This window comes from Caballeronia sp. AZ10_KS36, from assembly GCF_023631105.1.
Taxonomy (GTDB): Bacteria; Pseudomonadota; Gammaproteobacteria; order Burkholderiales; family Burkholderiaceae; genus Caballeronia.
The window spans coordinates 503,342-527,794 of sequence record NZ_JALQDQ010000018.1 but is presented as its reverse complement, the minus strand read 5'-3'; the positions used below and the strand labels follow the sequence as shown (position 1 = coordinate 527,794).

At 63.7% G+C, this 24,453-nt stretch carries 27 protein-coding genes, 1 tRNA gene and 1 riboswitch; of the genes, 10 read left to right on the top strand and 18 right to left on the bottom strand.

The features are described from left to right. Positions 1-286: 286 nt before the first annotated feature. A complete protein-coding gene (locus tag NCR35_RS12660; RefSeq protein ID WP_250534600.1) occupies positions 287-2,248 on the top strand; it encodes an alkyl/aryl-sulfatase in 1,962 nt (653 codons plus the stop codon). 57 nt (positions 2,249-2,305) lie between these two features. Here NCR35_RS12660 and NCR35_RS12655 read toward each other — a convergent pair whose 3' ends face one another. The 10 genes from NCR35_RS12655 to NCR35_RS12610 all read right to left on the bottom strand — a co-directional run bounded on the left by NCR35_RS12655 (position 2,306) and on the right by NCR35_RS12610 (position 11,328). Next, positions 2,306-4,138 (bottom strand): sensor histidine kinase, encoded by a 1,833-nt coding sequence (locus NCR35_RS12655; RefSeq protein WP_250534599.1) that lies wholly within the window; start codon positions 4,136-4,138, stop codon positions 2,306-2,308. A 531-nt stretch (positions 4,139-4,669) separates the two neighbouring features. Further along, positions 4,670-4,745, bottom strand: a tRNA-Lys gene (locus NCR35_RS12650). A gap of 144 nt (positions 4,746-4,889) precedes the next feature. Continuing rightward, positions 4,890-5,639, bottom strand: a complete 750-nt coding sequence (gene ybgF, locus NCR35_RS12645; protein ID WP_250534598.1) for a tol-pal system protein YbgF — start codon at positions 5,637-5,639, stop codon at positions 4,890-4,892. A 36-nt stretch (positions 5,640-5,675) separates the two neighbouring features. Continuing rightward, on the bottom strand, positions 5,676-6,182 hold the full coding sequence (pal, locus tag NCR35_RS12640) for a peptidoglycan-associated lipoprotein Pal (RefSeq protein ID WP_244847193.1): 507 nt from the start codon (positions 6,180-6,182) through the stop codon (positions 5,676-5,678). A gap of 54 nt (positions 6,183-6,236) precedes the next feature. Then, positions 6,237-7,529: a Tol-Pal system beta propeller repeat protein TolB gene (gene tolB, locus NCR35_RS12635; protein ID WP_250534597.1), complete on the bottom strand. Its 1,293-nt coding sequence runs from the start codon at positions 7,527-7,529 to the stop codon at positions 6,237-6,239. A 107-nt stretch (positions 7,530-7,636) separates the two neighbouring features. Beyond that, entirely contained in the window at positions 7,637-8,731 is a 1,095-nt protein-coding gene (gene tolA / locus NCR35_RS12630; RefSeq protein WP_250534596.1) for a cell envelope integrity protein TolA, read from the bottom strand. After that, positions 8,728-9,171 carry a protein TolR gene (gene tolR / locus NCR35_RS12625; RefSeq protein WP_175944941.1) on the bottom strand — a complete coding sequence of 148 codons (444 nt, stop codon included), beginning with the start codon at positions 9,169-9,171 and terminating at the stop codon, positions 8,728-8,730. Before tolR ends, tolA begins: the two co-directional genes overlap by 4 nt. Before the next feature lie 12 nt (positions 9,172-9,183). After that, complete coding sequence (gene tolQ, locus NCR35_RS12620; protein WP_175944939.1) at positions 9,184-9,861, bottom strand: protein TolQ; 678 nt, start codon at positions 9,859-9,861, stop codon at positions 9,184-9,186. Positions 9,862-9,984: 123 nt separating this feature from the next. Next, a complete protein-coding gene (gene ybgC, locus NCR35_RS12615; protein ID WP_250534595.1) occupies positions 9,985-10,455 on the bottom strand; it encodes a tol-pal system-associated acyl-CoA thioesterase in 471 nt (156 codons plus the stop codon). 126 nt (positions 10,456-10,581) lie between these two features. Next, positions 10,582-11,328 (bottom strand): SDR family NAD(P)-dependent oxidoreductase, encoded by a 747-nt coding sequence (locus tag NCR35_RS12610; RefSeq protein ID WP_250534594.1) that lies wholly within the window; start codon positions 11,326-11,328, stop codon positions 10,582-10,584. 221 nt (positions 11,329-11,549) lie between these two features. Further along, positions 11,550-11,648, top strand: a riboswitch (ZMP/ZTP riboswitch). A gap of 148 nt (positions 11,649-11,796) precedes the next feature. On the opposite strand from NCR35_RS12610, the gene glyA reads away from it, so the two are divergent. The 7 genes from glyA (at position 11,797) to NCR35_RS12575 (ending at position 16,391) form a co-directional block, all read left to right on the top strand. After that, positions 11,797-13,044 carry a serine hydroxymethyltransferase gene (gene glyA / locus NCR35_RS12605; RefSeq protein ID WP_175944933.1) on the top strand — a complete coding sequence of 416 codons (1,248 nt, stop codon included), beginning with the start codon at positions 11,797-11,799 and terminating at the stop codon, positions 13,042-13,044. Positions 13,045-13,074: 30 nt separating this feature from the next. Then, the gene (gene nrdR / locus NCR35_RS12600) at positions 13,075-13,557 is read left to right on the top strand and encodes a transcriptional regulator NrdR (protein WP_175944931.1); all 483 of its coding nucleotides are present in this window, start codon (positions 13,075-13,077) and stop codon (positions 13,555-13,557) included. A gap of 152 nt (positions 13,558-13,709) precedes the next feature. Then, the gene (locus NCR35_RS12595) at positions 13,710-14,267 is read left to right on the top strand and encodes a GspH/FimT family pseudopilin (RefSeq protein ID WP_250534593.1); all 558 of its coding nucleotides are present in this window, start codon (positions 13,710-13,712) and stop codon (positions 14,265-14,267) included. Further along, positions 14,264-14,647 (top strand): type IV pilus modification PilV family protein, encoded by a 384-nt coding sequence (locus tag NCR35_RS12590; RefSeq protein WP_250534592.1) that lies wholly within the window; start codon positions 14,264-14,266, stop codon positions 14,645-14,647. Before NCR35_RS12595 ends, NCR35_RS12590 begins: the two co-directional genes overlap by 4 nt. After that, positions 14,644-15,423: a PilW family protein gene (locus NCR35_RS12585; RefSeq protein WP_250534591.1), complete on the top strand. Its 780-nt coding sequence runs from the start codon at positions 14,644-14,646 to the stop codon at positions 15,421-15,423. The genes NCR35_RS12590 and NCR35_RS12585 overlap by 4 nt, the downstream gene beginning before the upstream one ends. Continuing rightward, positions 15,420-15,920 carry a pilus assembly PilX family protein gene (locus tag NCR35_RS12580; RefSeq protein ID WP_250534590.1) on the top strand — a complete coding sequence of 167 codons (501 nt, stop codon included), beginning with the start codon at positions 15,420-15,422 and terminating at the stop codon, positions 15,918-15,920. The genes NCR35_RS12585 and NCR35_RS12580 overlap by 4 nt, the downstream gene beginning before the upstream one ends. Before the next feature lie 12 nt (positions 15,921-15,932). Further along, positions 15,933-16,391: a type IV pilin protein gene (locus NCR35_RS12575; RefSeq protein WP_250534589.1), complete on the top strand. Its 459-nt coding sequence runs from the start codon at positions 15,933-15,935 to the stop codon at positions 16,389-16,391. 13 nt (positions 16,392-16,404) lie between these two features. Here the strand turns inward: NCR35_RS12575 and NCR35_RS12570 are convergent, their stop codons facing one another. The 4 genes from NCR35_RS12570 to NCR35_RS12555 form a co-directional block, all read right to left on the bottom strand. Next, a complete protein-coding gene (locus NCR35_RS12570; protein WP_250534588.1) occupies positions 16,405-16,914 on the bottom strand; it encodes a DUF3318 domain-containing protein in 510 nt (169 codons plus the stop codon). 69 nt (positions 16,915-16,983) lie between these two features. Further along, complete coding sequence (locus NCR35_RS12565; protein WP_175944917.1) at positions 16,984-17,364, bottom strand: phage holin family protein; 381 nt, start codon at positions 17,362-17,364, stop codon at positions 16,984-16,986. A gap of 216 nt (positions 17,365-17,580) precedes the next feature. Beyond that, on the bottom strand, positions 17,581-17,883 hold the full coding sequence (locus NCR35_RS12560) for an ElaB/YgaM/YqjD family protein (protein WP_175944915.1): 303 nt from the start codon (positions 17,881-17,883) through the stop codon (positions 17,581-17,583). 290 nt (positions 17,884-18,173) lie between these two features. Next, a complete protein-coding gene (locus NCR35_RS12555) occupies positions 18,174-19,364 on the bottom strand; it encodes an acyl-CoA dehydrogenase (RefSeq protein WP_250534587.1) in 1,191 nt (396 codons plus the stop codon). 101 nt (positions 19,365-19,465) lie between these two features. Between NCR35_RS12555 and NCR35_RS12550 the strand changes: the two genes are divergently transcribed. After that, positions 19,466-20,254 carry an IclR family transcriptional regulator gene (locus NCR35_RS12550; protein WP_250534586.1) on the top strand — a complete coding sequence of 263 codons (789 nt, stop codon included), beginning with the start codon at positions 19,466-19,468 and terminating at the stop codon, positions 20,252-20,254. A gap of 18 nt (positions 20,255-20,272) precedes the next feature. Here NCR35_RS12550 and kynA read toward each other — a convergent pair whose 3' ends face one another. The 3 genes from kynA to kynB are packed head-to-tail and all read right to left on the bottom strand — an operon-like array spanning position 20,273 to position 23,064. Next, positions 20,273-21,148, bottom strand: a complete 876-nt coding sequence (kynA, locus tag NCR35_RS12545) for a tryptophan 2,3-dioxygenase (protein WP_250534585.1) — start codon at positions 21,146-21,148, stop codon at positions 20,273-20,275. Between the two features lie 11 nt (positions 21,149-21,159). Continuing rightward, complete coding sequence (gene kynU / locus NCR35_RS12540; protein ID WP_250534584.1) at positions 21,160-22,410, bottom strand: kynureninase; 1,251 nt, start codon at positions 22,408-22,410, stop codon at positions 21,160-21,162. Between the two features lie 27 nt (positions 22,411-22,437). Continuing rightward, a complete protein-coding gene (gene kynB / locus NCR35_RS12535; protein WP_250534583.1) occupies positions 22,438-23,064 on the bottom strand; it encodes an arylformamidase in 627 nt (208 codons plus the stop codon). 131 nt (positions 23,065-23,195) lie between these two features. On the opposite strand from kynB, the gene NCR35_RS12530 reads away from it, so the two are divergent. After that, positions 23,196-23,693 carry an Lrp/AsnC family transcriptional regulator gene (locus tag NCR35_RS12530; protein WP_175944902.1) on the top strand — a complete coding sequence of 166 codons (498 nt, stop codon included), beginning with the start codon at positions 23,196-23,198 and terminating at the stop codon, positions 23,691-23,693. Positions 23,694-23,700: 7 nt separating this feature from the next. On the opposite strand, the gene NCR35_RS12525 is transcribed toward NCR35_RS12530, so the two are convergent. After that, a complete protein-coding gene (locus NCR35_RS12525) occupies positions 23,701-24,213 on the bottom strand; it encodes a flavin reductase family protein (RefSeq protein ID WP_244847176.1) in 513 nt (170 codons plus the stop codon). Positions 24,214-24,453: the final 240 nt, after the last annotated feature.

Sequence of the window (24,453 nt, the reverse complement as noted above, 5' to 3'; positions counted from 1 at the left end):
AAAGGCTGCATCGTATCCCGCGATGAACGACGCCTACGGCGCATGCCCGTCCGACGCACGCATCTCCGACCTCGAAGAACGTTTGTCCTGGAAATGTGGCACCGGATGACCCGTCGCGCCATTAGGGCGACGGGCAACGCAATTGCCCACGGGGGCAATTCCGGTTTAGCCGCGGACCCATTGCCCCAAGGGGCAACAGCCGTTGCCCCATGTCCCTATGGCGCACGCCGCCGCTGGCGTGAATGATCTTCAATGTCGTTCTTTCCAACTGGGGTAGGACATGTCCATGAAATTTGTCGGGCTGGCCGCACTTGCCATCATGGCTTTCGATGCCGCTGTGACCGTAACCAGCGCCGCGCCGAACCCGGCGACTGACGCCACACGCAAGGCTAACCAGGCGGTCGCGGACTATCTGCCGTTCTCGAACACGCAGGATTTCGAAGACGTGCGCCGGGGGTTCATAGCCGATCTGCCAAGTGCAGTGATCAAGGGCACCGCTGGCAACACCGTCATCGATCTTTCGCAGTACGATTTTCTGCACGGGAGCGGCCCCGCGCCGGCCACCGTGAATCCCAGCCTATGGCGGCAATCGGAGCTACTGTCCACGCGCGGACTGTTCAAGGTGGTCGATGGCATCTATCAGGTGCGCAACATCGACCTCGCCAACATGACCTTCATTCGCGGAAAGACGGGCTGGGTGGTCATCGATCCGCTGACGTCCACCGAGACCGCGAAAGCAGCGCTCGATCTGGTCAACGACAAGGTCGAGCGCTTGCCCGTGAGTGGGGTGATCTTCACGCACTCGCACGTCGATCACTTCGCCGGCATTCGCGCAGTCGTCGACGAAGCGGACGCCCGCTCGGGCAAGATCCCGGTCGTCGCTCCGGAAGGGTTCATGGAGGAAGCCGTCAGCGAGAACGTCTTCGCCGGCAATGTGATGAGCCGGCGCGCATCATACATGTACGGCAACTTGCTGCCGAAGAATCCCGAAGGCACCGTCGGCGGCGGCCTCGGACTCACGACGGCGGCGGGCACGATCACGCTGTTCGCGCCCAACAAGATCATTGGGAAAACCGGCGAGAAAATGACGATCGACGGCATCGACGTGGTTTTCCAGATGGCGCCCGGCACCGAGGCGCCCGCGGAGATGCTCTTCTACTTCCCGCAGTTCAAGGCTATCGACCTCGCGGAGGACGCGAATCACACGCTGCATAACCTGCTCACGCTGCGCGGCGCGAAAGTGCGCAGCGCGCAGAAATGGACGAGCACGCTCGATGAAACCATCGACATGTGGGGCAGTGAGGCCGTGGTGTCGTTCGGTAGCCATCATTGGCCGCAGTGGGGCAATCAGCGCGTCGTCGAACACCTCGAGAAGCAGCGCGATCTGTACAAGTACATCAACGACCAGGTGCTGCGCATGGCGAACCAGGGCCTGACGATGAACGAGATCGCCGAGCAGTTCAAGCTCCCCGACAGCCTTGCGAAGGAGTTCTATAACCGTGGTTATTACGGCGATCTCAAACACAACGTTCGCGCAACGTATCAGCTTTACCTCGGTTTCTGGGACGGCAATCCGGCGAACTTCAACCCCTATCCGCCGGCGGAAGAGGCCAAGAAGTACGTCGCGATGGTTGGGGCCGACAAGATGATCGAAACCGCACAGGCCGCCTACAGACAGGGAGATTACCGCTGGGCTGCGACGGTCGCTAACAAAGTGGTTTTCGCCGACCCGAAGAACCGCAAGGCGCGCAACGTCGAAGCGGACGCGCTCGAACAACTCGGGTATCAGGCCGAGTCGGGGCCGGCGCGCAACTTTTATCTATCGGGCGCGCAGGAGTTGCGCGGGGGTGTACAAAAGGCGGCGACGCCCAACACGAGTTCGCCCGACATCATTCGCGGTATGACGACCGACATGTTTCTCGACTTCCTCGCCATTCACCTGGACGGACCCAGAGCGGGCGACAAGTCATACGTCTACAACCTGAATTTTCCGGACACGAAAGAGCAGTATGTGTTGACGCTGAAGAATGGGGTGATGAACTACCGAAAGAACAAACAGCTCGACAAGGTGGATGGCACCGTCACGTTGAATCGCACTACGCTTGATGACATTGCCCTCGGAAAGATCAGGCTTGGCAATCTCGCTGAGAGCGGTCAGGTCAGGATCGATGGCGACTCGGCGAAGTTCAAGGACATGCTGGCAAACTTCGACAAATTCGACTTCTGGTTCACCATCGCGGAGCCTTGATGTCCGCTTTCGACCATGATGTCTTTGGTCACGTTCGCGCGCTGGCTTGTGAAGAGGCTAGTGCGGCGCGCGGAATCGGCTTCGCGCCGCAGAGGGAAGCCATACCACGAATGCACTGCCGCCCCCATCTCTGGAGCGAGATGCGATGGTGCCGCCATGAAGCTCGACGATCGTCCGCGCAATCGAAAGCCCAAGGCCCATGCCATGGGCCTTGGTGGTGAAAAAAGAGTCGAAGAGCTTCGATCGCACTGCTTCGGGGATGCCGTGACCGCGGTCTGTGACGGTCAATTCGACGCCGAGCTTATCGGGCCGCGTCAGTATCGTGAGAAGGCGCTCGGCGTGTTCCGTCTCCTGCATTGCGTCCATCGCATTGACTGATAGATTCAGAAGAACCTGTTGAAGCTGAATTCGGTCGCCCACGATGTGAGGACAAGCCGCGCTGAGTTGCGACTCGATCGAAATACGGCGCCGCCGAGCCTCGGGGACCAACAAGGTGAGTGTTTCCTCGACGGTCGCATTCAAGTCGAGCTCGACGAACTCCACGGGTTGTTTTCGCAGCAAATCGCGCAAGCGCTGTACAACCTGGCTGGCGCGCGTTGCATCGCGGCGCACGTCGGCGAGAATCTGCTGGAGCTCGGGCACTTCGGGCTCGCGATGCTCCAGGATCAGCCCTGCCGCGTCGGCGTTGCTAAGAATGGCGCCCAACGGCTGACCGACTTCGTGCGCAATCGACGCGCTCAGCTCTCCGGCAGACGAGATGCGCGCGGCTCGGGCGAGTTCGTTCGCACGTACCGTTGCGGCTTCTTCCGCAACTCTTCGCTTGCGATGCTGCCAGAGCAGGGCGGCGATGGTCAACGCTTGCAGCGCCACCACGGCTGCCACCGAGAGAACGGTGCCTCGATACTGATTCCAGAGCGATGGGGGCGCATTGACCTGCTCGCAGTCGTCCGGGATCAAGGAAGAGGGGATTGCCAACCTGTCAGCCTGAGTTCTGTCGACGATGCAACGTGAACGCATGATGGGCAAAGTCGCGCCGCGAGTCGGTACCTTGCCCAGCAAGATGGACGCGGCGAGGCCGCCGGCGCGGCGTCCGTTATCCTCGTAGCTGATCACCGCGCCGCCAAACAAGCCTTGACCGAGGTAGGTCGGATACCAGCCGTAGATCGGGGCCCGCGACGCCTGCGCGATCGGAGCGACGACTTCGAACGGGAAGAAGGTTCGGCCTTCACGGTCGCGATACATCGTCGTGTAGATGACCGCTACGGCGGACGCGTCGAGTTTATTCAGGCGGCCTTGCAATTCGTTTAGTGTGAGTCCGCTCCAAACGTCGACGTCCCATTTTCGCGATCGGCGGGAGCGAGCCGCCTGTTCGGCGAGGCGCGCAGTGAAATCGTCGAAATTGCTGTTTCCTGCCACGATCACGAGTTGCCTCGCTTGCGGCTGGATCGCTTCGGCCAGAGCAATCGTATTGTCGGCGTCGAAATGCCAGGCGATATAAGCGAAGTCGGGAGGTATTCGCGCGACACGGCTTTCGTCGATGCTTGTGATCAGGATGGATGCGTTGGGCCAGATATCCTTGTGGTATCGCGTGGTGAAGTCGAGTGCGAAGTCGGCGATGCCAATGACCAGATCGATTGGTTTGTTCTCGTACTTCTTTTTGAGGAGCGCGAGGAATTGGGGAGTCAAGTCGCTACTGTCGAATCGCAATTCATCGAGAGAATCGGTGTAGAACTCGACGCGATCCGGTGCGGCTGCGCTCAGCGCGCTACGCAGCGCTCGGATTTGGATGGCTACCGCTGGCTGCGTAGGATCCGCGCCCGGAAGAATGACGACTCGCCACGGCTCGCCAGCATCGACGGCGATGGAGACGAAGCAAAGAATCAAGCCCAACCAACAAAGGCTCCAGCGATGCAACTGCGCGGAGCGAGGCGGTTCAACATTCCGTGTCGCAACTCCCTCGGGCATGTCAACTCCGAAAGTTGGCGATGTCTCCTCTCCAATCGTATCGCGAGCATAGCAAAGACTTACCTTCGGCTTGACATCGGGTGTTGTCCTTGTCAGTGAGATCCGCGCAGGGCAATACGGGACAGCCGCCATAGTCGATGCGTCGAAGCGAAAGCTGAATGCATCTGTGATGCCGGCTGGCCTTGTTCTGTCGATGAACGGCGGCGAAGCTCGCCGTTAACTGTGTTTTCCGATGTCGGAACCGAATCTCGAACGTGAGAGTTGGTACGCGGTAGATGCTGGCTCCGCAGTCGGTTTCCGACTCGATGCGCCGAGCTTATTGCTGCTGTGGCTGTCGCGTGTGGAATATGCGGTGAATGAGTTCGCGGACTCGGCGGCGTGTCGGCAAGGACGTGTGTTTGGCGGCATCAAGAAAAGAAAAAGGGCCTGCCGAGACGGCAGGCCCTTCTTGATCTTTGGTAGGCCGTGCGGGATTCGAACCTGCGACCAACGGATTAAAAGTCCGCTGCTCTACCAGCTGAGCTAACGACCCGAAAGAGGCAAAATTATAAGCGGCGATCTCGAAGACTGTCAACCGTATATCGCTGTCACTCGCTCAAGAAAAACGCCCGCGGCATGCGTGCCCGCGAGCGTTCTTCAACGAGAGGCGCGGAACCGGAGAACCCCGATGCTCCGCTTACTTCACCTGCGACATCTTGCTTTGCGCCGTCTGCGCGACTTCAGTGCCCGAATACTGCGAGATGATCTGTTGGAGCGTCTGCTTCGCAGCCGATTTCTGCCCCTGCTCGATCTGGTTATTCGCGATTGCGAGCAACGCTTCGGGCGCTCGCGGATGCGTGGGGTACGTCTTCACCAGATTCTGCCAGATCGCCGTCGAGCCCTTGTAGTCGCGCTGCGCATACAACGCGTTGCCGAGCCAGTACTGCGCGGTCGGCTGATACGGGCTTTGCGGATACTTCGCGACGAACGCCTTGAACGACGCCGCGGCACCCTTGTAGTCACCGTTACGGAACTCCGTCGACGCTGCGTTGAACGCTTCCGTCTCGCCAGGCTGCACCGAACCCGTCACGCCGTCGATGGTTTGCTGCTGCGGCTCGAACTTCTTCAAGCGCGTATCGAGATCGGCGTAATAGTCCTTCTGCTGCTTTTGCAGCGTGGCCACCTGGTTCGCCAGGTCCTCGTTCTGGCCGCGAACCGTCGCGAGCTGCTGATTCAGCTGGTCGAGGCGGTTCTGCTGATCGAGGATCGTGCGCTGCGCAGCCTGCAACTGATTGGTGAGGCCATCGGTCTTGGTGCGCAGATCGAGCACGGCTTTGCGCGCTTCGTTGTCGTCGAAGACGCCGGCGTGCGCGGGCACGCCGAGCATTGCCGAACCGGCTAGACACGCGGCTGCGGCAGCGCGCAGCAAGGGAAAGCGATACAACATAGGGCGACTCACCCGTGACTGGTTACGTTAGTTCGATTACTGCTGGTACACGAGATCCGCGCGGCGGTTCTGCGCGTACGACGATTCGTCGTGACCCGTCGCCATCGGCTTTTCCTTGCCGAGGCTCACGGCTTCCATCTGCGAATCGGCCACGCCCATCAGCGACATCGCGCGACGCACCGCTTCCGCGCGCTTCTGGCCGAGCGCGAGGTTGTACTCGCTCGTGCCGCGTTCGTCGGTGTTGCCCTGAATCAGGACGTGACGCTCCGGATGGCTCTTCAGATACGACGAATGTTGTTGCAGCAGCGGCTGATAGTCGTCCTTCACGGCATAGCTGTCGAAGTCGAAATAGATGCTGCGCTTGGCGAGCGGGCTGTTCGGATCGTTCAGCGGGTCGATGTTGACTTGCTTCACGTCCGTCGGGTTGGGCTGCGTGCTCACTGCACCCTTGTTTGCGCCTTCATCGAGCTTCACGCCCGAATGACACGCGGCCAATGCGCCGACCATTGCAACTGCCAGGCCGATACGGAGTTTCGACATCATGGTACCTCTCCTTGTGTTGTAGCTGAACGTTGTAGGTGAAACGTATTGCTGGACTTATTGCATGAACGGACCCCAGGACGGCTCGCGCACTGCGCCGCCCTGTACGGACAAGACTTGCCGCGTGCGACCATCGGTCGATACGGCTGCCAACACGCCACGTCCGTTCACTTGGGTGGCGTAGAGGATGTACTGACCATTCGCCGCGAAGCTCGGCGATTCGTCATGCGTCGTGTCGGTCAGCCCCGTTGCCGTGCCGGACGCGAGGTCCTGCAAATACAGCTTGAAGCCGCCGCCGGTGCGCGAAATGTACGCGAGTTGCTTGCCGTCCGGACTCACGCGCGGGCTCGTGTTGTAGCTGCCCGTGAACGTGACCCGCTGGGCCGCGCCGGCAGATTCCCCCGCCGCCGGCATTCTGTAGATCTGCGGTTGGCCGCCGCGATCGCTCGTGAAATAGATGGAGTTGCCATCGGGCGAGTAGGCCGGCTCGGTATCGATGGAACTGCCTTGTGTCAGACGGCGCAGGCCGGTGCCGTCCGCGTTGACTTCGAAGATCTGCGTATTGCCGGTGCGCGACAGCGCGACCGCGAGCTTGCGGCCGTCAGGCGACCACGCCGGCGCACTGTTGTTGCCCTTCTGATTCGACACGACGATACGGCGTCCCGTCGGCAGGTCGTGAACGTAGACGACGGGCTTCTTCTTCTCGAAGGACACGTAGGCGACCTTCGTGCCGTCCGGCGACCACGCCGGCGAGATGATCGGTTCCGGGCTGGAGAGGGCGATCTTCGCGTCCTGGCCGTCCGAATCCGAGATCTGCAACTGATAGCGCCCGCCCGTCTGAATGACATACGACAGGCGCGTGGCGAACACGCCCCGGCCGCCGAGCAGCTTGGCGTAGATGTAGTCCGCAATCTTGTGCGCGCTCATGCGCAGGCCGCTTTCCGCGCTGACGAGCGACAGGCCGCCGAGATTCTGCTGCTTCACCGTGTCATAGAGGCGAAAGCGCACTTCGTACTGGCCGTTCGACAGGCGCGTGACGCTGCCCGACACGAACGCGTCCGCGCCCTTGGCCTTCCACGCGCCGAGATCGACCGATTCGGTTTCCGAAACCGGCGTGCTGCCCGCGTCGATGTTCGTGAACTTGCCGCTCCTCTGCAAGTCCTGACGAATGATCGCGCTGATCTGTTGCGGCGAGCTCGCCTCGTTGGCGAAATTGGCCGTCGCGATCGGGAACTGCGTCGAACCGACGCCGGTGACGAGCACGTTCAACTGGGCGTGTGCGGCGGTGCCGGCTGCGATCAGGCAGGATGCGACCAGCGTTCTCAGGCCAAGCTTCGTCATCAAACTCATGCTGTTTAGGTTCCGAAAAAAGCGTTTTCAAGTGTCTGGGGAATGCAGAAACAGACCCCCGGTTGCACGATTCGTTCCCACGTGGCAGCGGCCGTCAGCCGGCCGGATCAGCCTCCCGCCGGGCGCAGCGTGATGGTGAAATGATCGGGCGCCTTGCCGTCGGTATCGACGGGCATCGGGTCCGAACGCTGCACCGCGCGAAGCGCCGCCTGATCCCATTGCTCGTTGCCGCTCGACCGGCTGATGCTTGCCGAGAGCAGCGTGCCCGACGGCGAACAACGGACCGACACGACGGTTTCGAGTCCTGCGGTTTCACCCGCCCACACGATGTTCGGCCGCACGCGCCGCTGCACCTTCTCGGCATAACCCGGCGATGTCGCGTTGCCGCCCGCGCCCCGGCCCGTGCCGCTCTTCGCGAGCCCTTCGCCGCTCGAACTCGTGCCGCCGCCCAACTGGCCTTGCAGCGCGGCGAGCCGCGCACGGCGCTCGGCGTCGACCTTCGCCTTCGCTTCCGCGTCGGCCTTCGCTTTTGCCTGCGCCTTGGCTTTCGCTTCGGCGTCGGCCTTCGCGCGGGCTTCCTTCTGCGCCTGCTGTTGCTCGGCCTTGAGCTGTTCCGCCTTCTGCGCCTCGGCTTGTTGCTGGCGTTCCTTCTCCTGCTGCGCCTTGGCTTGCTGTTGCTGCTTTTGCAGTTCGGCCTGACGCTGCTTTTCGATCTGCTTCTGCTTGTCCTGCATCGCCTTCTGCGCCGCGGCGGCTGCGGCTGCTTGCGCGGCGAGTTGCTGCTGGCGTTTCGCCTCGGCTTCTTGCTGCGCCTGCTGCTGCTCGCGACGCTGCTCGGCAAGCTGCGCCTCGCGCGCGGCGGTTTCCTGCTGCTTGCGCTTCTTCTCCTGCAACGCGATGTCCGCCTGCTCGTCTCGCGCGGGCGGCGGCGCGGGCTGCGCCTTTGCGGGCGCGGGCGGCGGAGGAGCGGGGCGCGGCGTAGGCGCGGACATGTCGGGGATATCGGTCCAGATTTCCGCTTCGGCGCCGGCCGGCGTGTTGTTCTGCCAGTTGATGCCGTGATAGAGCAGCCAGCCGAGCAGCAAATGCATGACGGCCGCGAGCGCGAACGCCTTGCCCGTGCCTCGCTCGCGCGGCGGACGGATCGGCCGCGCGGAACGCGCGCGCGCCTGCTGGGGCTGGCCGGTGCGACGATCGATCATTGTGATTTGACGAGCAATCCAACGCGCTTCACGCCGCGCGCTTTCATATCGGACATCACGTCCATGACGACTTCATACTTCACCGTTTTGTCCGCCGCGATCACGACCGGCTGATCCGGGTGCGACTCCTGACGATTGAGCACGAATGCGTTCAGATCGCCCTTCGTCATTTTCTGCTCTTGCGTCGCGCCGCCTTCTTCCTTGTAGCGCACGTTCATGCTGCCGTCCGCCTTGATGTTGATGACGAGCGGCGGCTGCTGTTCCTGCGGCTGCGCGTTGCCGACGGTCGGCAGGTTGATGATCGAAGGCGACACGAGCGGCGCGGTCACCATGAAGATGACGAGCAGCACGAGCATCACGTCGATATACGGCACGACGTTGATGTCGGCCATTGCGCGGCGCGAACTGCCGCGCATGCTGGAACGGATCGGGCCTGCCATCGCGGACTCCTGTTAGTGCGCCTGACGCTGCAAGATGTTCGAGAACTCTTCGATGAAGGTCTCGAAGCGGATCGCCAGACGGTCGATGTCGTGCGCGTAGCGGTTGTACGCGACCACGGCGGGAATCGCGGCGAACAGGCCGATCGCGGTGGCGACGAGCGCCTCGGCGATGCCCGGCGCGACGTTCGCGAGCGTCGCCTGTTGCACGTTGGCGAGACCGCGGAAGGAATTCATGATGCCCCAGACCGTGCCGAACAAGCCGATATACGGACTCACGGAGCCGACCGACGCGAGAAACGCGAGGTTCGCTTCGAGCACGTCCATCTCACGCTGGAACGCGGCGCGCATCGCACGTCGCGAGCCGTCGAGAATCGCGCTCGGATCGGTGATGCGGCGCTCCTTGCCCTTCAGGAATTCACGCATGCCCGACTCGAAGATACGCTCGAGCGCGCCGATGGTGTGACGGTTGTTCGCCGCGCTCTGATACAGCGCCTGCAGGTCGCCGCCCGACCAGAAATCGCGTTCGAAGCGCTCCGTCTGCGCACGCGCGCGGCGAATGGCGAACCACTTGCGGAAGATGAAGGTCCACGACAGAAGCGACAGAACCAGCAAGAGCGCCATCACGGCCTGCGCGAGCACGCTGGCATGGACGACGAGAGATACGATCGACAGGTCTTGTGTATTGTTCATAAAGGTCCGCTGTTACTTCCCGGAAAACGGCGTCCGGTCGGGAGCGTCAGGCTTTCGTGAATGAAATGTGAACGGAACGAAAGCCGCGCCTGAAGCCGGTTCTTTCTCGATTGTCTTGCTCTGCTAACCACGGCTGGGTCCGCCATGCGGCGCAAAGAGTGCATCGGCTGACTGCGCCGCAGGAGGGCCGCGTCGGAGTCCGTCGAGAACGGCTGCCGGAATGCCGGCGGGCCGAATGGATGCGCGATCCACCGACGCCACGCGAATCTCGCCGCTCGCGAGCAGCACGCCGTCGCGCCACGCTTCCTGATGGAAGTCCACCGACGCGCGCCCGAGCCGCTCGATACGGCTCACGACGCGGATCACGTCGTCGAGGCGCGCGGGCGCTGAATATTCGACGGACGTCCTTTTCACGACGAACACGATGCCGTCCGATTCCGCGAGGCGCTGCTGGTCGATGCCGCACGCGCGCAGCCATTCGGTACGCGCACGCTCGAAGAACTTCAGGTAATTCGCGTAGAAAACGATGCCGCCGGCGTCGGTGTCCTCGTAGTACACGCGAATCGGCCACTCGAAAACGGACGGATTGCTCACCTGCGCGCCGCTCCGCTTGCGCCGGGCCTTCTCAGACCGCTGCGGCTCGCTTTTTGACAGATATTCATCCGCGGCATTTTACCGGAACCCGCTAAGTGCTCGCCAAATCCTCAGTCAGTTTGCCGTTCAGCCGCGGTGAATTTGCAACGGTCCGAACGTCTGCGCGACCGGCATCAGTTCGATCGTGTTGATGTTCACGTGCGCCGGCCGCGTGGCGATCCAGTAGATCGTGTCCGCGATGTCCTCGGCCGTGAGCGGCTGCACGTCCTTGTAGACGGACGCGGCTTTTTCGTCGTCGCCCTTGAAGCGCACGTTGGAAAACTCGGTTCCGCCGCACAGGCCCGGCTCGATGTCGGTCACGCGCAGAGCGGTGCCAGCGAGATCGGCGCGCAGGTTCAGGCTGAACTGCCGCACGAACGCCTTGGTCGCGCCGTAGACGTTGCCGCCGGGATAAGGATAAGTGCCCGCCACCGAGCCGAGATTGAACACGTGGCCGCGATTGCGCTCGACCATGCCCGGCAGAACGGCGTGCGTGACGGCGACGAGACCGGCGCAGTTCGTGTCGATCATGTTCTTCCAGTCGTCGAAATTCGCGCGCTGCGCGGGCTCGAGACCGAGCGCGAGGCCGGCGTTGTTCACGAGCACGTCGATCTGCGCAAAGCCGTCAGGCAGCGATGCGATCGCGTTTCGCACGGCGCTTTCGTCGCGCACGTCGATTTCGACGGGCAATAGCGCGTCGCCGAGTTCCTTCGACAGCGCGTCGAGGCGGTCCTTGCGGCGCGCCGCCGCGACGACGCGATGGCCGCCCTTGACGAAAGCGCGCGCGATGGCGGCGCCGAAGCCGGCTGACGCGCCGGTGACGAAGACGATCATGGTCGAGCTCCGATTGGAGATAAGCGATAGGCCGAACCGGGCGGCGCACGGGCACGCGTCCGGCAACGGCGCAAAGGGTACTTCCATTGATGCCAGGCGGCAAGCGACCGCACACACGAACGACCGTGCTTCCGGGGGCAGCCACGCACCGCAGGAGAGGCCCGCGGACGGGCCCGGAGCCCGGTTGCCTAAAGCCCGGCCGCCCATTAAACTACAACGCTCAAACCCCGCGTGACTGGCGATAGAATCTTCGGATTCAAGGTGGAACGACCCACTAGGAAGCGCGGAGCGTCGTTTTGCCGTTCGCCTGGGCAGCTGAGATCCGCGCGCCGTCGCTGCGTTGCCGGTGGCTGTCCGTTCCGCGAAACCGGATTCTTCCCTCATCCGCCGCGTCTGGACTTCATCGGTGTCCAGCCTTTCGTGCGCCCGCGCGATCCGGTCAACCTGTTTTGATCTCACGGAAAACGTATGTTCGACAGAGCCGAAAGTACCCTTGCCAAAGTCGATCCCGAATTGCTCAAGGCCATCGAGCAGGAAAACCGCCGACAGGAAGAGCACATCGAGCTGATCGCCTCGGAAAACTACACGAGCCCGGCCGTCATGGCCGCGCAGGGTTCGCAACTCACGAACAAATACGCGGAAGGCTACCCGGGCAAGCGCTATTACGGCGGTTGCGAGTACGTGGATATCGTCGAGCAGCTCGCCATCGACCGCGTGAAGCAACTCTTCGGCGCCGAAGCCGCGAACGTGCAGCCGAACTCCGGCTCGCAGGCGAACCAGGGCGTGTTCTTCGCCGTCCTGAAGCCGGGCGACACGATCATGGGCATGAGCCTCGCCGAAGGCGGGCACCTCACGCACGGCTCGCCGGTGAACATGTCGGGCAAGTGGTTCAACGTCGTGAGCTACGGCCTGAACGAAGCCGAAGACATCGATTACGAAAAGACCGAGGCGCTCGCCAAGGAACATAAGCCGAAGCTGATCGTCGCGGGCGCGTCGGCGTTTGCGCTGCGCATCGACTTCGAGCGTCTCTCGAAGATCGCGAAGAGCGTCGGCGCTTACTTCATGGTCGACATGGCGCACTACGCCGGTCTCGTCGCCGCCGGCCTCTATCCGAACCCGGTGCCGCACGCGGACTTCGTCACGACGACCACGCACAAGAGCCTGCGCGGCCCGCGCGGCGGCGTCATCCTGATGAAGGCGGAATTCGAGAAGCAGATTAATTCGGCCATCTTCCCCGGCATTCAGGGCGGCCCGCTGATGCACGTGATCGCTGCCAAGGCCGTCGCGTTCAAGGAAGCGCTCGCGCCCGAGTTCAAGACGTATCAGCAAGCCGTGATCGACAACGCTCGCGTGCTGGCCGAGACGCTCGTCAAGCGCGGACTGCGTATCGTGTCGGGCCGCACCGAAAGCCACGTGATGCTGGTCGACCTGCGCGCGAAGAAGATCACGGGCAAGGCCGCGGAAGCCGCGCTCGGCGCCGCGCACATCACGGTGAACAAGAACGCAATCCCGAACGATCCGGAAAAGCCTTTCGTCACGAGCGGCGTGCGTCTCGGTTCGCCCGCCATGACCACGCGCGGTTTCGGCGTGAAGGAAGCCGAAATCGTCGGCAACCTGATCGCGGACGTGCTGGACAATCCGGAAGACCAGGCGACCATCGAGCGCGTGCGCGCGCAAGTGGCCGATCTGACCAAGCGTTTCCCGGTCTACCGTTAATCCTTTAGCCCAGTCCCGAGACACGCCGCGATGCGCTGCCCGTTCTGCCGACACGAAGACACTCAGGTCGTCGATTCCCGCGTGTCGGAGGACGGCGCGGCCATCCGGCGGCGGCGGCGCTGTCCCGCGTGCGACAAGCGCTTCACCACGTACGAGCGCGTGGAGCTTGCGTTGCCGTCCGTCGTCAAGAAAGACGGCAGCCGCACGGAGTTCGACCGGCGCAAGATCGTCGCCAGCATGAAGCTCGCGCTGCGCAAGCGCCCGGTCGCGGCCGACGCCATCGACGCAGCCGTTGCGCGCATCGAATATCAGCTGCTCGGCAGCGGCGAGCGCGAAGTGCAGAGCGAGCGTCTGGGCGAACTCGTGATGAACGAACTGCGCCAGCTCGACACCATCGCCTACGTGCGGTTCGCTTCCGTCTACAAACGCTTCGAGGACGTTTCCGAGTTCGAAGACGTGCTCGAGGAATTCCGCCGCGCCGCGCCCAAGAAATCCGCTTCCCGTAAGCGTTGATTCGTTCTGCATTCGCCCTCCGCAAGGTTTTCTCGCATTCCCGCGCAAAGTCTGCCCGCCGAAAACCGGCCTGAACACTAGGCCGTTCGGCTAATGGCGGCGCGCGTCGCTTCCCGATAGAGTCGGCGTTCTTCAACTCGAATCGTTCAGGGATGCAGATGAATCGCGCTCACTTACCGGGTTTCAGCGGCTTCACGCTGGTCGAGCTTTGCGTCGTGCTGGCCGTCATGGCGATCATCGCGACGTTCTCCGCGCCGTCGTTCTTCGCCTGGCAGCTGCGCGATCAGGTCGATGCCCGGGCGCGTTCCTTCTTTTCGACGCTTTCGCTCGCACGCGCCGAAGCACTGCGGCGCGGCGCGCGCGTGACGCTGTGCCGGATCGACGCCGCGCGCCACTGCCTCGCATCGGGCAAAGGCTGCGATGGCGGCATCACGGACTGGTCTTGCGGCTGGGCGCTCTATGTCGATCGCGACGGCGTGCCTGCGTTGCTGCGCGTCGAGCCGGCCATGTCTTCCATTGCCATCGCGGGCGCAGCCACCGATCTCTCGTTCACGCCGCCGTCGGGTCAGGTGATCGGCGGCTTTCGCAGCTTCGACTTTTCCCCGCGCGGCGCCGATCCCGCTGGCAATGCCGCAGCGCGCCGCTGCATTCGCATCGCGGCGGGAGGGCGGCCGCGCATCACGCAGGGCGGCTGCGGAGCATCTGCATGAAGACGGCGCAAATCGGTGATTCGCTGATAGAAGTGATGATCGCGCTTGCGCTCGCCGCCGTGACGGCGCTCGGAATCGTCGCGGTGCAAAGCGCGCTCGCAAGAGGCGAGCGGCTCGCGTTGCTGCGCGAGCGCGCGACGCTCATCGCCGATTCGGTCGCCGAAGGCATTCGCAGCGACGCGGATCGCGCGGCGGTCGTGTCGCAATGGCAGGCGACGGCTTCCTCGACCTTGCCGGATGGCGATGTCGCCGTGCTCGATCGCGCAGACGGCGTGCGCGTCGCGACCGTCAGCTGGCACGCCGACGACCGCGCCGATCCGTGCCCCGAGCCGCAAGCAAAGCCGCTCGCGTCGTGCATTGCCGTGGCGTTCGCGCGATGACGCTGCGTTCCTTTCGCGCACGCGGCCACACGCTCGTCGAACTCGCGATATCGCTCGCGCTCGGCATGCTGATCGTGCTGGCCATCCTGTCGCTGTATCGCGGTCAGCGCGCGGCGTTCGACCGCGCCGCCGACGCCGCGCGTATGCACGACGCCGGCGTGTCCGCGCTCGACCTCATCGCGCAGCAGATGCAGATGGCGGGTTTCGGGGCAACGCGCTCGGATGCCGCGCTATTCGGCTGCTCGCAGGCGCGCGTGGTCGGCGCGGACACGGCGGCGTCGTGCGAACCGCTGACGAGCCGGTCCGACAGCGTGCAGGTGCGCTATGCAGCCGACACGGTTTCGACGTGGCCGACATCGGCGGGCGCGCCGACGGATTGCATCGGCCAGTCGGTCGCGGATGCCTTCGTCGGTAACCGTTTCTATGCGAAGGCGAGCGCGTCGACGGGCGAGCCGGAGCTTTATTGCGAGGGCAGTGGCAAGCAGGCGCAGCCGCTCATCGAAGGCATCGAGCGCATTCGAGTGTCGTACTGGCTGGCGGGCGCGTCGAGCGCGGTGGATGCTTCCGCGATCGCACGCGACCGTTGGCCCGATGTTCGCGCCGCCGACCTGTGCGTGCTCGTTCGTGGCTTCTCGGTCGCGAGACAGCGCCGCACGAACTACGTGGATTGCACCGGCGCGCCCGCCGTCGCGGACGATGCGCGCATGCATCAGGCGTTCTGGCGTCGCGTTCAGATTCGTAATGCGGCTGCCGCGAATGAAGGAGGCGCCGCATGAACCGCCGCGACCTGTCTCGCGGCACGGCGCTGCCCATCGTCCTGCTGCTCGCCGCGATCATCCTCGTCACGGCGAGCGCATGGCTGCAAACATCGGTAGTGGCGGCGCGCACGACCGTCGCGGCGCGCGAGCGCGTGCAGGCCTTCCATGCGGCGGACAGTGCGCTCATTCGCTGCAGCCAGATGCTGTCGGCGGCGTTGCCGGCCATCGGAGCGGTCGATCAGGAGCCGGCGCGCTGGCGGCTGAAGGCGTCGTTCGAAGGCGCGTCGGCGATGGCAGTCGCGCCGTACGCGTCGTGGCCTTACGCAACGCGTCCGCCGCAATGCCTGATCGAGACATGGTCGCGATCCGGTCAGTCGTCGATGACGTCCTATCTGATCACGGCACGCGGTTTCGGCGCGACGTCGCAGACCGAAGCCTGGCTGCAACTGCGCATCGATTCGGCGAACGGCACCGTCACGCGACAGTGGCGGCGCGTCGCCGGCAAACCATTCTAAGGAGGACCAAGAATGAGCCGAGTGAGATCGAGCGCGGGCTTCAGCCTGCTCGAACTGATGATCGCGCTGGGCGTCGCGGCGATCATCGCGACGTTCGCCATTCCTGCGTATCAGTCGCATGTGGCGAAAGCGCATCGGCTCGACGCGGCTGCTGCGCTGTTCAAGGCGGTGCAGTTCGTGGAAAGCGCGCGACTGTCCCAGAGCGGAGCCGGCACCGTTGCGCTGAGCGCGGGCATCGACCAGGCGCCGTCGAGCGGAATGGCCGTCTACCGGCTCACGCTCTTGCCCGAGTCCGCGACTAACGGCGGTTATACGATCGAAGCCGCACCCGTGTCGCCCGGACCGATGGAGGCCGACGCATGCGGCGTGTTCGCCATCGACGCGACCGGCTCGCGCTCGAATCGGCTGACGGATGGCGCAGCGGCGCTCGACGCGGCCAAATCCGCCGCGTGCTGGACGGGCAAGGGGTAATGCGGCTATGCGACTAGAAAACGGTCGGATCGACGGCGTCGGTGGACGTTTCCACGCTCGTGGCCTTCATCTGTTGCCAGATGCGCCAGCCTTCCCATGCAGCCAGCCCGAGACCGCCCCATTTGATGAGCGGCTTCGCGCCGCGCAACAGACGGGTGCGCACCGGCTTCGTCAACAGCAGCGAAGCGAGCGATCCGACCACCGGATATTGCTTGAAGAGGAAGCTGAACTTGCCCGCGCCGCCGCGGCCGAGCAGCGAATCCAGCACGCCGCTGATGGTGCCACGCGGCGTTGTATTTCGGATGCCACGTCGCGCAGGGCGGCTGCCCGGCACCAGCATGCCGATGAGCGGCAGATGCGCGACGTTATCGCGCAATTCGTGCGTGGCCTGCCGCAGTTCCATGCGTTCGACATCCGCGCGCGCAAGCAGCAATTCCTTGCGCAGCGTGCGCATGCGCGGCGTGCGAAGCTGCTGCTGAACTTCCTGCTTGGCTGCGCTGGAGGTGGCGTCGTTATGGCTCATGATCGAACGGGCAAGTGAGTTTCGCGTGGAAAGAGAAGAATCGCGTTCAAAGGCGTCGCGCGGCGGCGCTCAGTTGAACATGTCGCGGTCCTTGCGGAACTGGTCGAGCGTGTCGTCGAACAGATGCGGCGCATCGCTCAACTTGCCGCGCGCGCGCAGGCCGCATCCAATGGCGAGCACCGCGTACAGCAGCGTGATGCCGCCGAGCGCCTGCCAACGATACGTATCCCAAAAGAATATGGCGATGAGCACTGTCAGCGAGATCAACGCCATCATGGCGAGCAGCATGGCCGCGAGCCCGAGAAAGAGCACGCCGATCAGCCTGACTTTTTCTTCCTGCAGCTCGATGCCGATCAGTTCCAGCCGGGTCTCGAAGATGGCGAAGGCGGAACTCACAATGCGGCGCAAGGGTCCGGGGGACGAATCGCGCGGTAGCCGTTCTGTCGTCATGGTTTGGGTGCGAGAGCGCGTTGGGTGCCGCTTGATGATTTCCCGGCCGATGCACGAAGCATGGAGCCGGGGCGAAAGTCGAGCCGCCCGCCCGGTAAGAGCGTCGCAGTTCGAACTGATTCGATCCCGAAGGACCGCATCGGTTACGGGTTTAGCAAGCCTCGGGCCATTGCGGCGAAAAAAATGCTGCCCGCGCAAGCGGGCAGCATGGAACGACTACTTACGATTGATGAGCAGACCGATCACCATGCCGATGCCCGCCGCGATTCCGATGGACGCCCACGGATGTTCGTGAACGTAATCGTCGGTGGCGCGCGCCGCTTTACGGCCGCGTTCGACCACGACGACTTGCGCGTCGGCGGCTTTTTCCTTGGCTTGTTTCAGGCGCGACATGGCGCTTTCGCGCAGCTCGGAAGCGCGCTCGCCCGTGGCGGCAGCGGCTTGCTTGAGCAGGTCTTCGGCGTCAGCGAGAACGGTTTTGATGTCCGACATGAATCGCTCCTTATTGGTATCTGACATTGAAAGCTCCATCGGTGAGGCTACGGGCATCGTAACCAAAGATGCCATCGCTGACGAGGAGGCTTTGCTGCAGCGGCTTGCGGATGCAGGTTCCGTTCCAGTCGCTTGGCGCCGCGCCGCTGCGGGCGGGCGGCACGCGCTGAAGCCGGCCCACTGTCCAGCATGGAGACGATCTGGCCCGTAAAAGTTTCAGCCGCGCATCGAAAGTTACAAAAGGGCTGCGGCGCGCATCAAAGAAAAAAGGCCGGTCGTGCCAGGACCAGCCTTGTCGTGAATTACGGCCTGCGCGTTTAGAAGAACGCCTGAATGCCGGTCTGCGCGCGCCCGAGAATCAGCGCGTGAATGTCGTGCGTGCCTTCGTACGTGTTGACCACTTCGAGATTGACGAGATGCCGCGCCACGCCGAACTCGTCGGAGATGCCGTTGCCGCCCAGCATGTCGCGCGCAAGCCGGGCAATGTCCAGCGCCTTGCCGCACGAATTGCGCTTCATGATCGACGTGATCTCGACGGCCGCCGTCCCTTCGTCCTTCATGCGGCCGAGGCGCAGCACGCCTTGCAGCCCGAGCGTGATCTCGGTTTGCATGTCGGCGAGTTTCTTTTGAATCAGCTGATTGGCGGCAAGCGGTCGACCGAATTGCTTGCGATCGAGCGTGTATTGCCGCGCCGTATGCCAGCACGCTTCGGCCGCGCCGAGCGCGCCCCACGAGATGCCGTAGCGCGCCGAATTGAGGCACGTGAACGGCCCTTTGAGCCCGCGCACGTTCGGCAGCAGGTTGTCCTCCGGCACGAACACGTCGTCCATCACGATTTCGCCGGTAATCGACGCGCGTAGTCCGACCTTGCCGTGAATCGCGGGCGCCGAAAGCCCCTTCCAGCCTTTTTCGAGGATGAAGCCGCGAATCTCGTCGCGCCCGTCTTCTTCGAGCTTCGCCCAGACGACGAACACGTCCGCGATCGGCGAGTTGGAGATCCACATCTTCGCGCCCGACAGCGAATAGCCGTCCTGCACTTTCCTCGCGCGCGTCGTCATGCTGGCCGGGTCCGATCCCGCGTTCGGCTCCGTCAGTCCGAAGCAGCCGATCCACTCGCCGCGCGCGAGCTTCGGCAGATACTTTTGCTTTTGCGCCTCGCTGCCGAAAGCGTGAATCGGCACCATGACGAGCGACGATTGCACCGACATCATCGACCGGTAGCCGGAGTCCACGCGCTCGACTTCCCGCGCGATCAAACCGTAGCTCACGTAGTTGAGTCCCGGTCCGCCGTACTGCTCCGGAATCGTCGGGCCGAGCAGGCCGAGTTCACCCATTTCGCGAAAGATGGCCGGATCGGTCTTTTCCTCGCGAAACGCCTGCATCACGCGCGGTTGCAGCTTGTCCTGCGCGTAGGCGCGCGCCGCGTCGCGCACCATGCGTTCTTCTTCGGTCAATTGCTGATCCAGAAGCAGCGGATCTTCCCAGTTGAAGCGGGCGGCGTCGGCCATCGCGTTCTCCTCAAGTCGTGAAAAGCGCCATCGCGCGGCGCTTGACGTTGGTTCCGCGGTGCGAAACAATGTTCTGAAAACGAACCCCAGTTTAGCATTCGATGCAAGCCGATTCCAACTCGTACTCCACCGCGAAGACGCCGCCCGAAGGCATCGACGAGCGGCGGTTCGTCGTCGCGCTTGCACGCGGTCTCGATATGTTGCGCGCGTTTCGCCCGGGCGACACGCTGCTCGCCAACCGCGATTTCGTCGAGCGGACCGGCTTGCCGAAGGCGACCGTCAATCGCCTGGCGTACACGCTCGCGACGCTCGGCTATCTGCGTTTCGACGAAGCCGCCGGCAAGTACGCGCTCGACACCGGCGTGCTGTCGCTGGGCTTCGCGCTGCTCGCGGGCGCGGACACGCTCGAACTCGCGCGGCCGCACATGCGCGCGCTCGCGCGAGAGATCGGCGCGGCGGTGTCGCTCGGCTGCCGCGACGGGCTTGACATGATTTATCTCGAAACGATCCGCAGCGAGACCGCGCTGACGCTCGGCCTTGCGCCGGGCTCGCGCCTTTCGATGCTCACGAGTTCCATGGGCCGCGCGTACCTCGCGGTGCAGGAGCCGGCCGCGCGGGCGGCGCTATTGGAAGAGTTGGGAAAAGCGGAGGGCGCGGCGCGCGTCGCGGCCGCCGAGCGCGCGATCGAAGACTACGCCCGCGACGGCTGTTGCTACTCGTTTCGCGAATGGCACGACGACGTCAACGCGATCGCCGCGCCGTTTCGCGACGAGCGCAATGGCCGCTGGCTCGTGTTGAGCAGCAGCGGCCCGGCTTCGTCGATGGACGAAGCGTATTTCCGCGAAACCATCGGCCCGAAACTGCGGGCGCTGGCCGCGCGGCTCGCTTGAACGGTGAACGGTGAACGCCTAGAGCAGCGTGCGCACGTGCCAAAGCTCCGGAAAGAGCACGACGTCGAGCATCTTGCGCAGATACGACGCGCCCGCCGTGCCGCCCGTGCCTTGCTTGAAGCCGATGATCCGCTCGACCGTGGTCACATGACGGAAGCGCCACTGGCGGAACGCGTCTTCGAGATCGACGAGTTCTTCCGCCATTTCATACAGTTCCCAATGCTTCGAAGGCTCGCGATACACCGCGAGCCACGCGGCTTCGACTGACGCGTCGTGCGTGGTCGGCTGCGTCCAGTCGCGTTCGAGGCGCGCGGGATCGATCTCGAAGCCGCGTCGCGCGAGCAGACGAATCACTTCGTCGTAGAAAGAGGGCGCTTCGAGCGTCGCGCGCACCTCGCCGAGTATCTCCGGCCGATGCGCGTGGGGCTTGAGCAGCTGCGCGTTCTTGTTGCCGAGCATGAACTCGATCTGCCGATACTGATGCGACTGAAACCCCGACGACGCGCCCAGATACGGCCGCATCGCGGTGTACTCGGAAGGCGTCATCGTCGCGAGCACGTTCCACGCTTGCACGAGTTGCTCGAAGATGCGCGACACGCGCGCGAGCATCTTGAACGCGGGCGGCAATTCGTCACGATGCACCGCGCCGAGCGCCGCGCGCAATTCGTAGAGCGCGAGCTTCATCCATAGCTCGCTCGTCTGATGCTGCACGATGAACAGCATCTCGTTGTGATCCGGCGAGAGCGGACGCTGCGCGGTCAGAATCGAATCGAGGCCGAGATAATCGCCATAGCTCATCGAATTCGAGAAATCGAGCTGCGCGTCGTGCCAACCTTCATTCTCTTGCGCTGCCGCCTTGCCGTGGCCGAACGGACAACCTTGGGTTTCGCTCATCATCTCAGTCCTCAGGTCACCGACGCGCGTTCGGCGAACTCCGGCGCGCGCCAGCTTTCGGTCGCGAGCACGTCGCGCAGCACCTCGACCGCATCCCACACATCGACGAAACGCGTGTAGAGCGGCGTGAAGCCGAAGCGCAGAATGCCCGGCTCGCGATAGTCGCCGATCACGCCGCGCGCAATCAGCGCCTGCATCACTTCGTAGCCGTGCGGATGCTCGAAGCTCACCTGCGAGCCGCGCCGTGCGTGGTCGCGCGGCGTCGCGAGCGTGAGCGGAAAGTCGCCGCACCGCGCCTCTACCAGCGCGATGAACGCATCGCCGAGCGCCAGCGACTTGCGCCGCAGCGCCTGCATGTCGGTTTGCAGGAACACGTCGAGTCCGCATTCGACGAGCGCCATCGAAACGATCGGCTGCGTGCCGCAGAGAAAGCGGCCGATGCCGTCGTCCGGGCGATACACCGGGTCCATCTTGAACGGTTTCTTGTGGCCCCACCAGCCGGAAAGCGGCTGCGAAAACGCGTTCTGGTGACGCTTCGGCACCCAGACGAAGCCGGGCGATCCCGGGCCGCCGTTCAGATACTTGTACGTGCAGCCGACCGCGTAGTCCGCGCCGACGCCGTTGAGATCGACCGGCACCGCGCCCGCCGAATGCGCGAGATCCCAGACCGCGAGCGCGCCCGCGCGATGAATCGTCTCGGTCAGCGCGGCCATGTCGTGCATGGCGCCGGTGCGGTAATTGACGTGCGTGATCATCGCGACGGCGGTGTTTTCGTCGATCGCGGCGGGCAGGTCGGCGGCATCGTCGACGAGACGCAGTTCGTATCCGCGATCCAGCTGCTCGATCAAACCCTGCGCGATGTACAGATCGCTCGGAAAGTTCGAGCGTTCGGAGACGATCACGCGGCGCTTCGGGTCGCGCTCGTTCGCGAGCTTCAGCGCGGCGGAGAGCACCTTGAACAGATTCGCGGAAATGGTGTCCGTCACGACGACTTCATCTTCTTCTGCGCCGATCAGCGAACTCAGCTTGTTGCCGAGGCGCTTCGGCAGCGCGAACCAGCCCGCCGTGTTCCAGCTTCGAATCAGCCCTTCGCCCCATTCGCTGCCGATCACGCTCGCGGCGCGCGCGGCGGCGGCTTTGGGCGGCACGCCGAGCGAATTGCCGTCGAGATAAATAACACCGTCGGCAAGCGCGAACTGGTCGCGCAGGCGGGCGAGCGGGTCGTCGCGGTCGAGGGCGGCGGCGTCGTCACGAGATTTCATCGAAAAGTCCATGTGTTCGGGGAAGATTCAGGGAAGCGGGCGCAGAACGGCGCGCACCGGGCTTGCGTCGAGCGTCGAGAACTTGAGCGGCAGCGCGATCAGTTCGTAATCGCCGGGCGCGACGGCATCGAGCACGAGTCCTTCGAGAATCGCCATGCCGTGTGCGCGAATGCGGCGGTGCGCGTCCATCGTCTTCGATTCCTGCGGATCGAGCGAAGGCGTGTCGATGCCGACGAGCTTCACGCCCTTTGCCGCGAGCAGGTCGATGGTTTGCGGCGCGACCGCGCAGAACGCGCTGTCCCATGCGTCGAGCGGCGCGCGGTCATAGGTGCGGATGAGGACGCGCGGCGGTGCGTCGTCAAGATGCGGCGAGAGCATCTCGGGCGTGACGACAGGCGCAGCGCCGATGCAATGCACGACGCGGCACGCGCCGATGTACGTCTCCAGCGCGACCTCGCCAATTGCCGCGCCATGTTCGTCGTAATGCAGCGGCGCGTCGGCATGCGCGCCGGTGTGCGGCGAAAGCGTGAGACGCGCGACGTTCACCGGGGAGCCGGCTTCCATCCGCCAGACGCGCTCGATGCCGACAGGCGTGTCGCCCGGCCAGACCGGCGTGGCGGCGGCGATGGGCGGCGAGATGTCGATGAGCGTCATGGCGGCCTAGCAGAGAGCGTGGAGATGCGTCAAATCATAGCCGCGTTATCTTGGAAAGTGATTGCAAAATAACCACCCAAAAGGTTTGTGGCTAGAACATAATTCGAGGAAACGGGCTAGGAGACTCAAAAGTGACCGGATTCACGCTCGATGCAACGGATTGCCGAATTCTGGCGGTGCTGCAGGAAGATGGACGGATCAGCAACCTGGACCTCGCGGAGCGCATTTCGCTGTCGCCTTCCGCATGCCTGCGGCGCATGCGCCTGCTCGAAGAGGAGGGCGTGATCGCGAGTTATCGCGCGTGTCTGGACCGCGAGCGGCTGGGGATCGAACTGGAGGCGTTCGTGCACGTCTCCATGCGCAACGATCAGGAAAACTGGCACGAGAAGTTCGCGGCGGCGGTGCGCGAGTGGCCGGAAGTGGTCGGCGCGTTCGTCGTGACCGGCGACACGCATTACGTGCTGCGCGTGCTGGCGCACAATCTCAAGCACTACTCCGATTTCATTTTGACGAAGCTGTACAAGGCGCCGGGCGTGATCGACATCCGCTCGAACATCGTGCTGCAGACCATGAAGGACGACGCGGGCGTGCCGGTCGCGCTCATCGAGCAGCCGGCGCGCGGCGCCTGACCCGGCGTTATTCCAGCGGCCCGAGAGAGTGGAAGCCGCCCGCCTGAAAGACGAGCGGCGCCACTTCCGAGGCGTCTTCGCGCACACCGCAGCGTTCCACTTCGCCGACGAAGATCACGTGATCGCCTTCGTCGTAGCGGCTGCGGTTATGGCATTCGAACCAGGCGAGCGCGCCGTCCAGCACCGGCATGCCGCTGTCGCCCGCCGCGTGCGAGACGCCCGCGAAGCGGTCTCCCTTGACGGTGGCGAAGCGCCGGCACAGGTCCAGTTGCGAAGCGGCCAGCACGTTGATGACGTAGTGACTGTTCGCGCGAAACACGGGCATCGACGCCGAGCGCGTCGCGAGACTCCACAGCACGAGCGGCGGATCGAGCGAAACGGAATTGAACGAACTCGCGGTGATGCCGATCAACTGACCGGAATCCGTGCGCGTGGTGATGACAGTGACGCCGGTCGCAAACTGGCCGAGCGCGGCGCGGAACGCGGTGGGATCGAAGTTCGGAGTTCTGGCGCGTTTCATCGGGCAAGTGGGCGATCGAATAGGTCTTGTGGCACCGAACAGGCCGAGTGTCGTGCTGAATGTCGCGCTCGAGTCGGACGAACCTTTTTGAAGCCGTGTAAAAGCTGGAGATTGACTCGATTCTAGCGGAATCGGCTGCTTCGAGCCGCCATAAGCCAGTACCGGCAACGTGGGCAACGCCGCTTTGTAAAAGCCGGTAAGCTCGGCGGCATTGAATAAGCGGCTTCGCGCATCAATATG

Bases quoted from the DNA above. Each gene is read 5' to 3' on its own strand.
- NCR35_RS12555 (WP_250534587.1), bottom strand. From the start codon at position 19,364: ATGGCCGACGCCGCCCGCTTCAACTGGGAAGATCCGCTGCTTCTGGAT.
- NCR35_RS12590 (WP_250534592.1), top strand. From the start codon at position 14,264: ATGAAGACGGCGCAAATCGGTGATTCGCTGATAGAAGTGATGATCGCG.
- NCR35_RS12570 (WP_250534588.1), bottom strand. From the start codon at position 16,914: ATGAGCCATAACGACGCCACCTCCAGCGCAGCCAAGCAGGAAGTTCAG.
- NCR35_RS12525 (WP_244847176.1), bottom strand. From the start codon at position 24,213: ATGAAACGCGCCAGAACTCCGAACTTCGATCCCACCGCGTTCCGCGCC.
- NCR35_RS12580 (WP_250534590.1), top strand. From the start codon at position 15,420: ATGAACCGCCGCGACCTGTCTCGCGGCACGGCGCTGCCCATCGTCCTG.
- NCR35_RS12575 (WP_250534589.1), top strand. From the start codon at position 15,933: ATGAGCCGAGTGAGATCGAGCGCGGGCTTCAGCCTGCTCGAACTGATG.
- tolR (WP_175944941.1), bottom strand. From the start codon at position 9,171: ATGGCAGGCCCGATCCGTTCCAGCATGCGCGGCAGTTCGCGCCGCGCA.
- NCR35_RS12595 (WP_250534593.1), top strand. From the start codon at position 13,710: ATGCAGATGAATCGCGCTCACTTACCGGGTTTCAGCGGCTTCACGCTG.
- NCR35_RS12585 (WP_250534591.1), top strand. From the start codon at position 14,644: ATGACGCTGCGTTCCTTTCGCGCACGCGGCCACACGCTCGTCGAACTC.
- pal (WP_244847193.1), bottom strand. From the start codon at position 6,182: ATGATGTCGAAACTCCGTATCGGCCTGGCAGTTGCAATGGTCGGCGCA.
- kynA (WP_250534585.1), bottom strand. From the start codon at position 21,148: ATGAGCGAAACCCAAGGTTGTCCGTTCGGCCACGGCAAGGCGGCAGCG.
- NCR35_RS12660 (WP_250534600.1), top strand. From the start codon at position 287: ATGAAATTTGTCGGGCTGGCCGCACTTGCCATCATGGCTTTCGATGCC.
- tolQ (WP_175944939.1), bottom strand. From the start codon at position 9,861: ATGAACAATACACAAGACCTGTCGATCGTATCTCTCGTCGTCCATGCC.
- nrdR (WP_175944931.1), top strand. From the start codon at position 13,075: ATGCGCTGCCCGTTCTGCCGACACGAAGACACTCAGGTCGTCGATTCC.
- tolA (WP_250534596.1), bottom strand. From the start codon at position 8,731: ATGATCGATCGTCGCACCGGCCAGCCCCAGCAGGCGCGCGCGCGTTCC.
- ybgF (WP_250534598.1), bottom strand. From the start codon at position 5,639: ATGTTGTATCGCTTTCCCTTGCTGCGCGCTGCCGCAGCCGCGTGTCTA.
- kynB (WP_250534583.1), bottom strand. From the start codon at position 23,064: ATGACGCTCATCGACATCTCGCCGCCCATCGCCGCCGCCACGCCGGTC.
- NCR35_RS12565 (WP_175944917.1), bottom strand. From the start codon at position 17,364: ATGACGACAGAACGGCTACCGCGCGATTCGTCCCCCGGACCCTTGCGC.
- glyA (WP_175944933.1), top strand. From the start codon at position 11,797: ATGTTCGACAGAGCCGAAAGTACCCTTGCCAAAGTCGATCCCGAATTG.
- NCR35_RS12560 (WP_175944915.1), bottom strand. From the start codon at position 17,883: ATGTCAGATACCAATAAGGAGCGATTCATGTCGGACATCAAAACCGTT.
- NCR35_RS12550 (WP_250534586.1), top strand. From the start codon at position 19,466: ATGCAAGCCGATTCCAACTCGTACTCCACCGCGAAGACGCCGCCCGAA.
- tolB (WP_250534597.1), bottom strand. From the start codon at position 7,529: ATGAGTTTGATGACGAAGCTTGGCCTGAGAACGCTGGTCGCATCCTGC.
- NCR35_RS12610 (WP_250534594.1), bottom strand. From the start codon at position 11,328: ATGATCGTCTTCGTCACCGGCGCGTCAGCCGGCTTCGGCGCCGCCATC.
- kynU (WP_250534584.1), bottom strand. From the start codon at position 22,410: ATGAAATCTCGTGACGACGCCGCCGCCCTCGACCGCGACGACCCGCTC.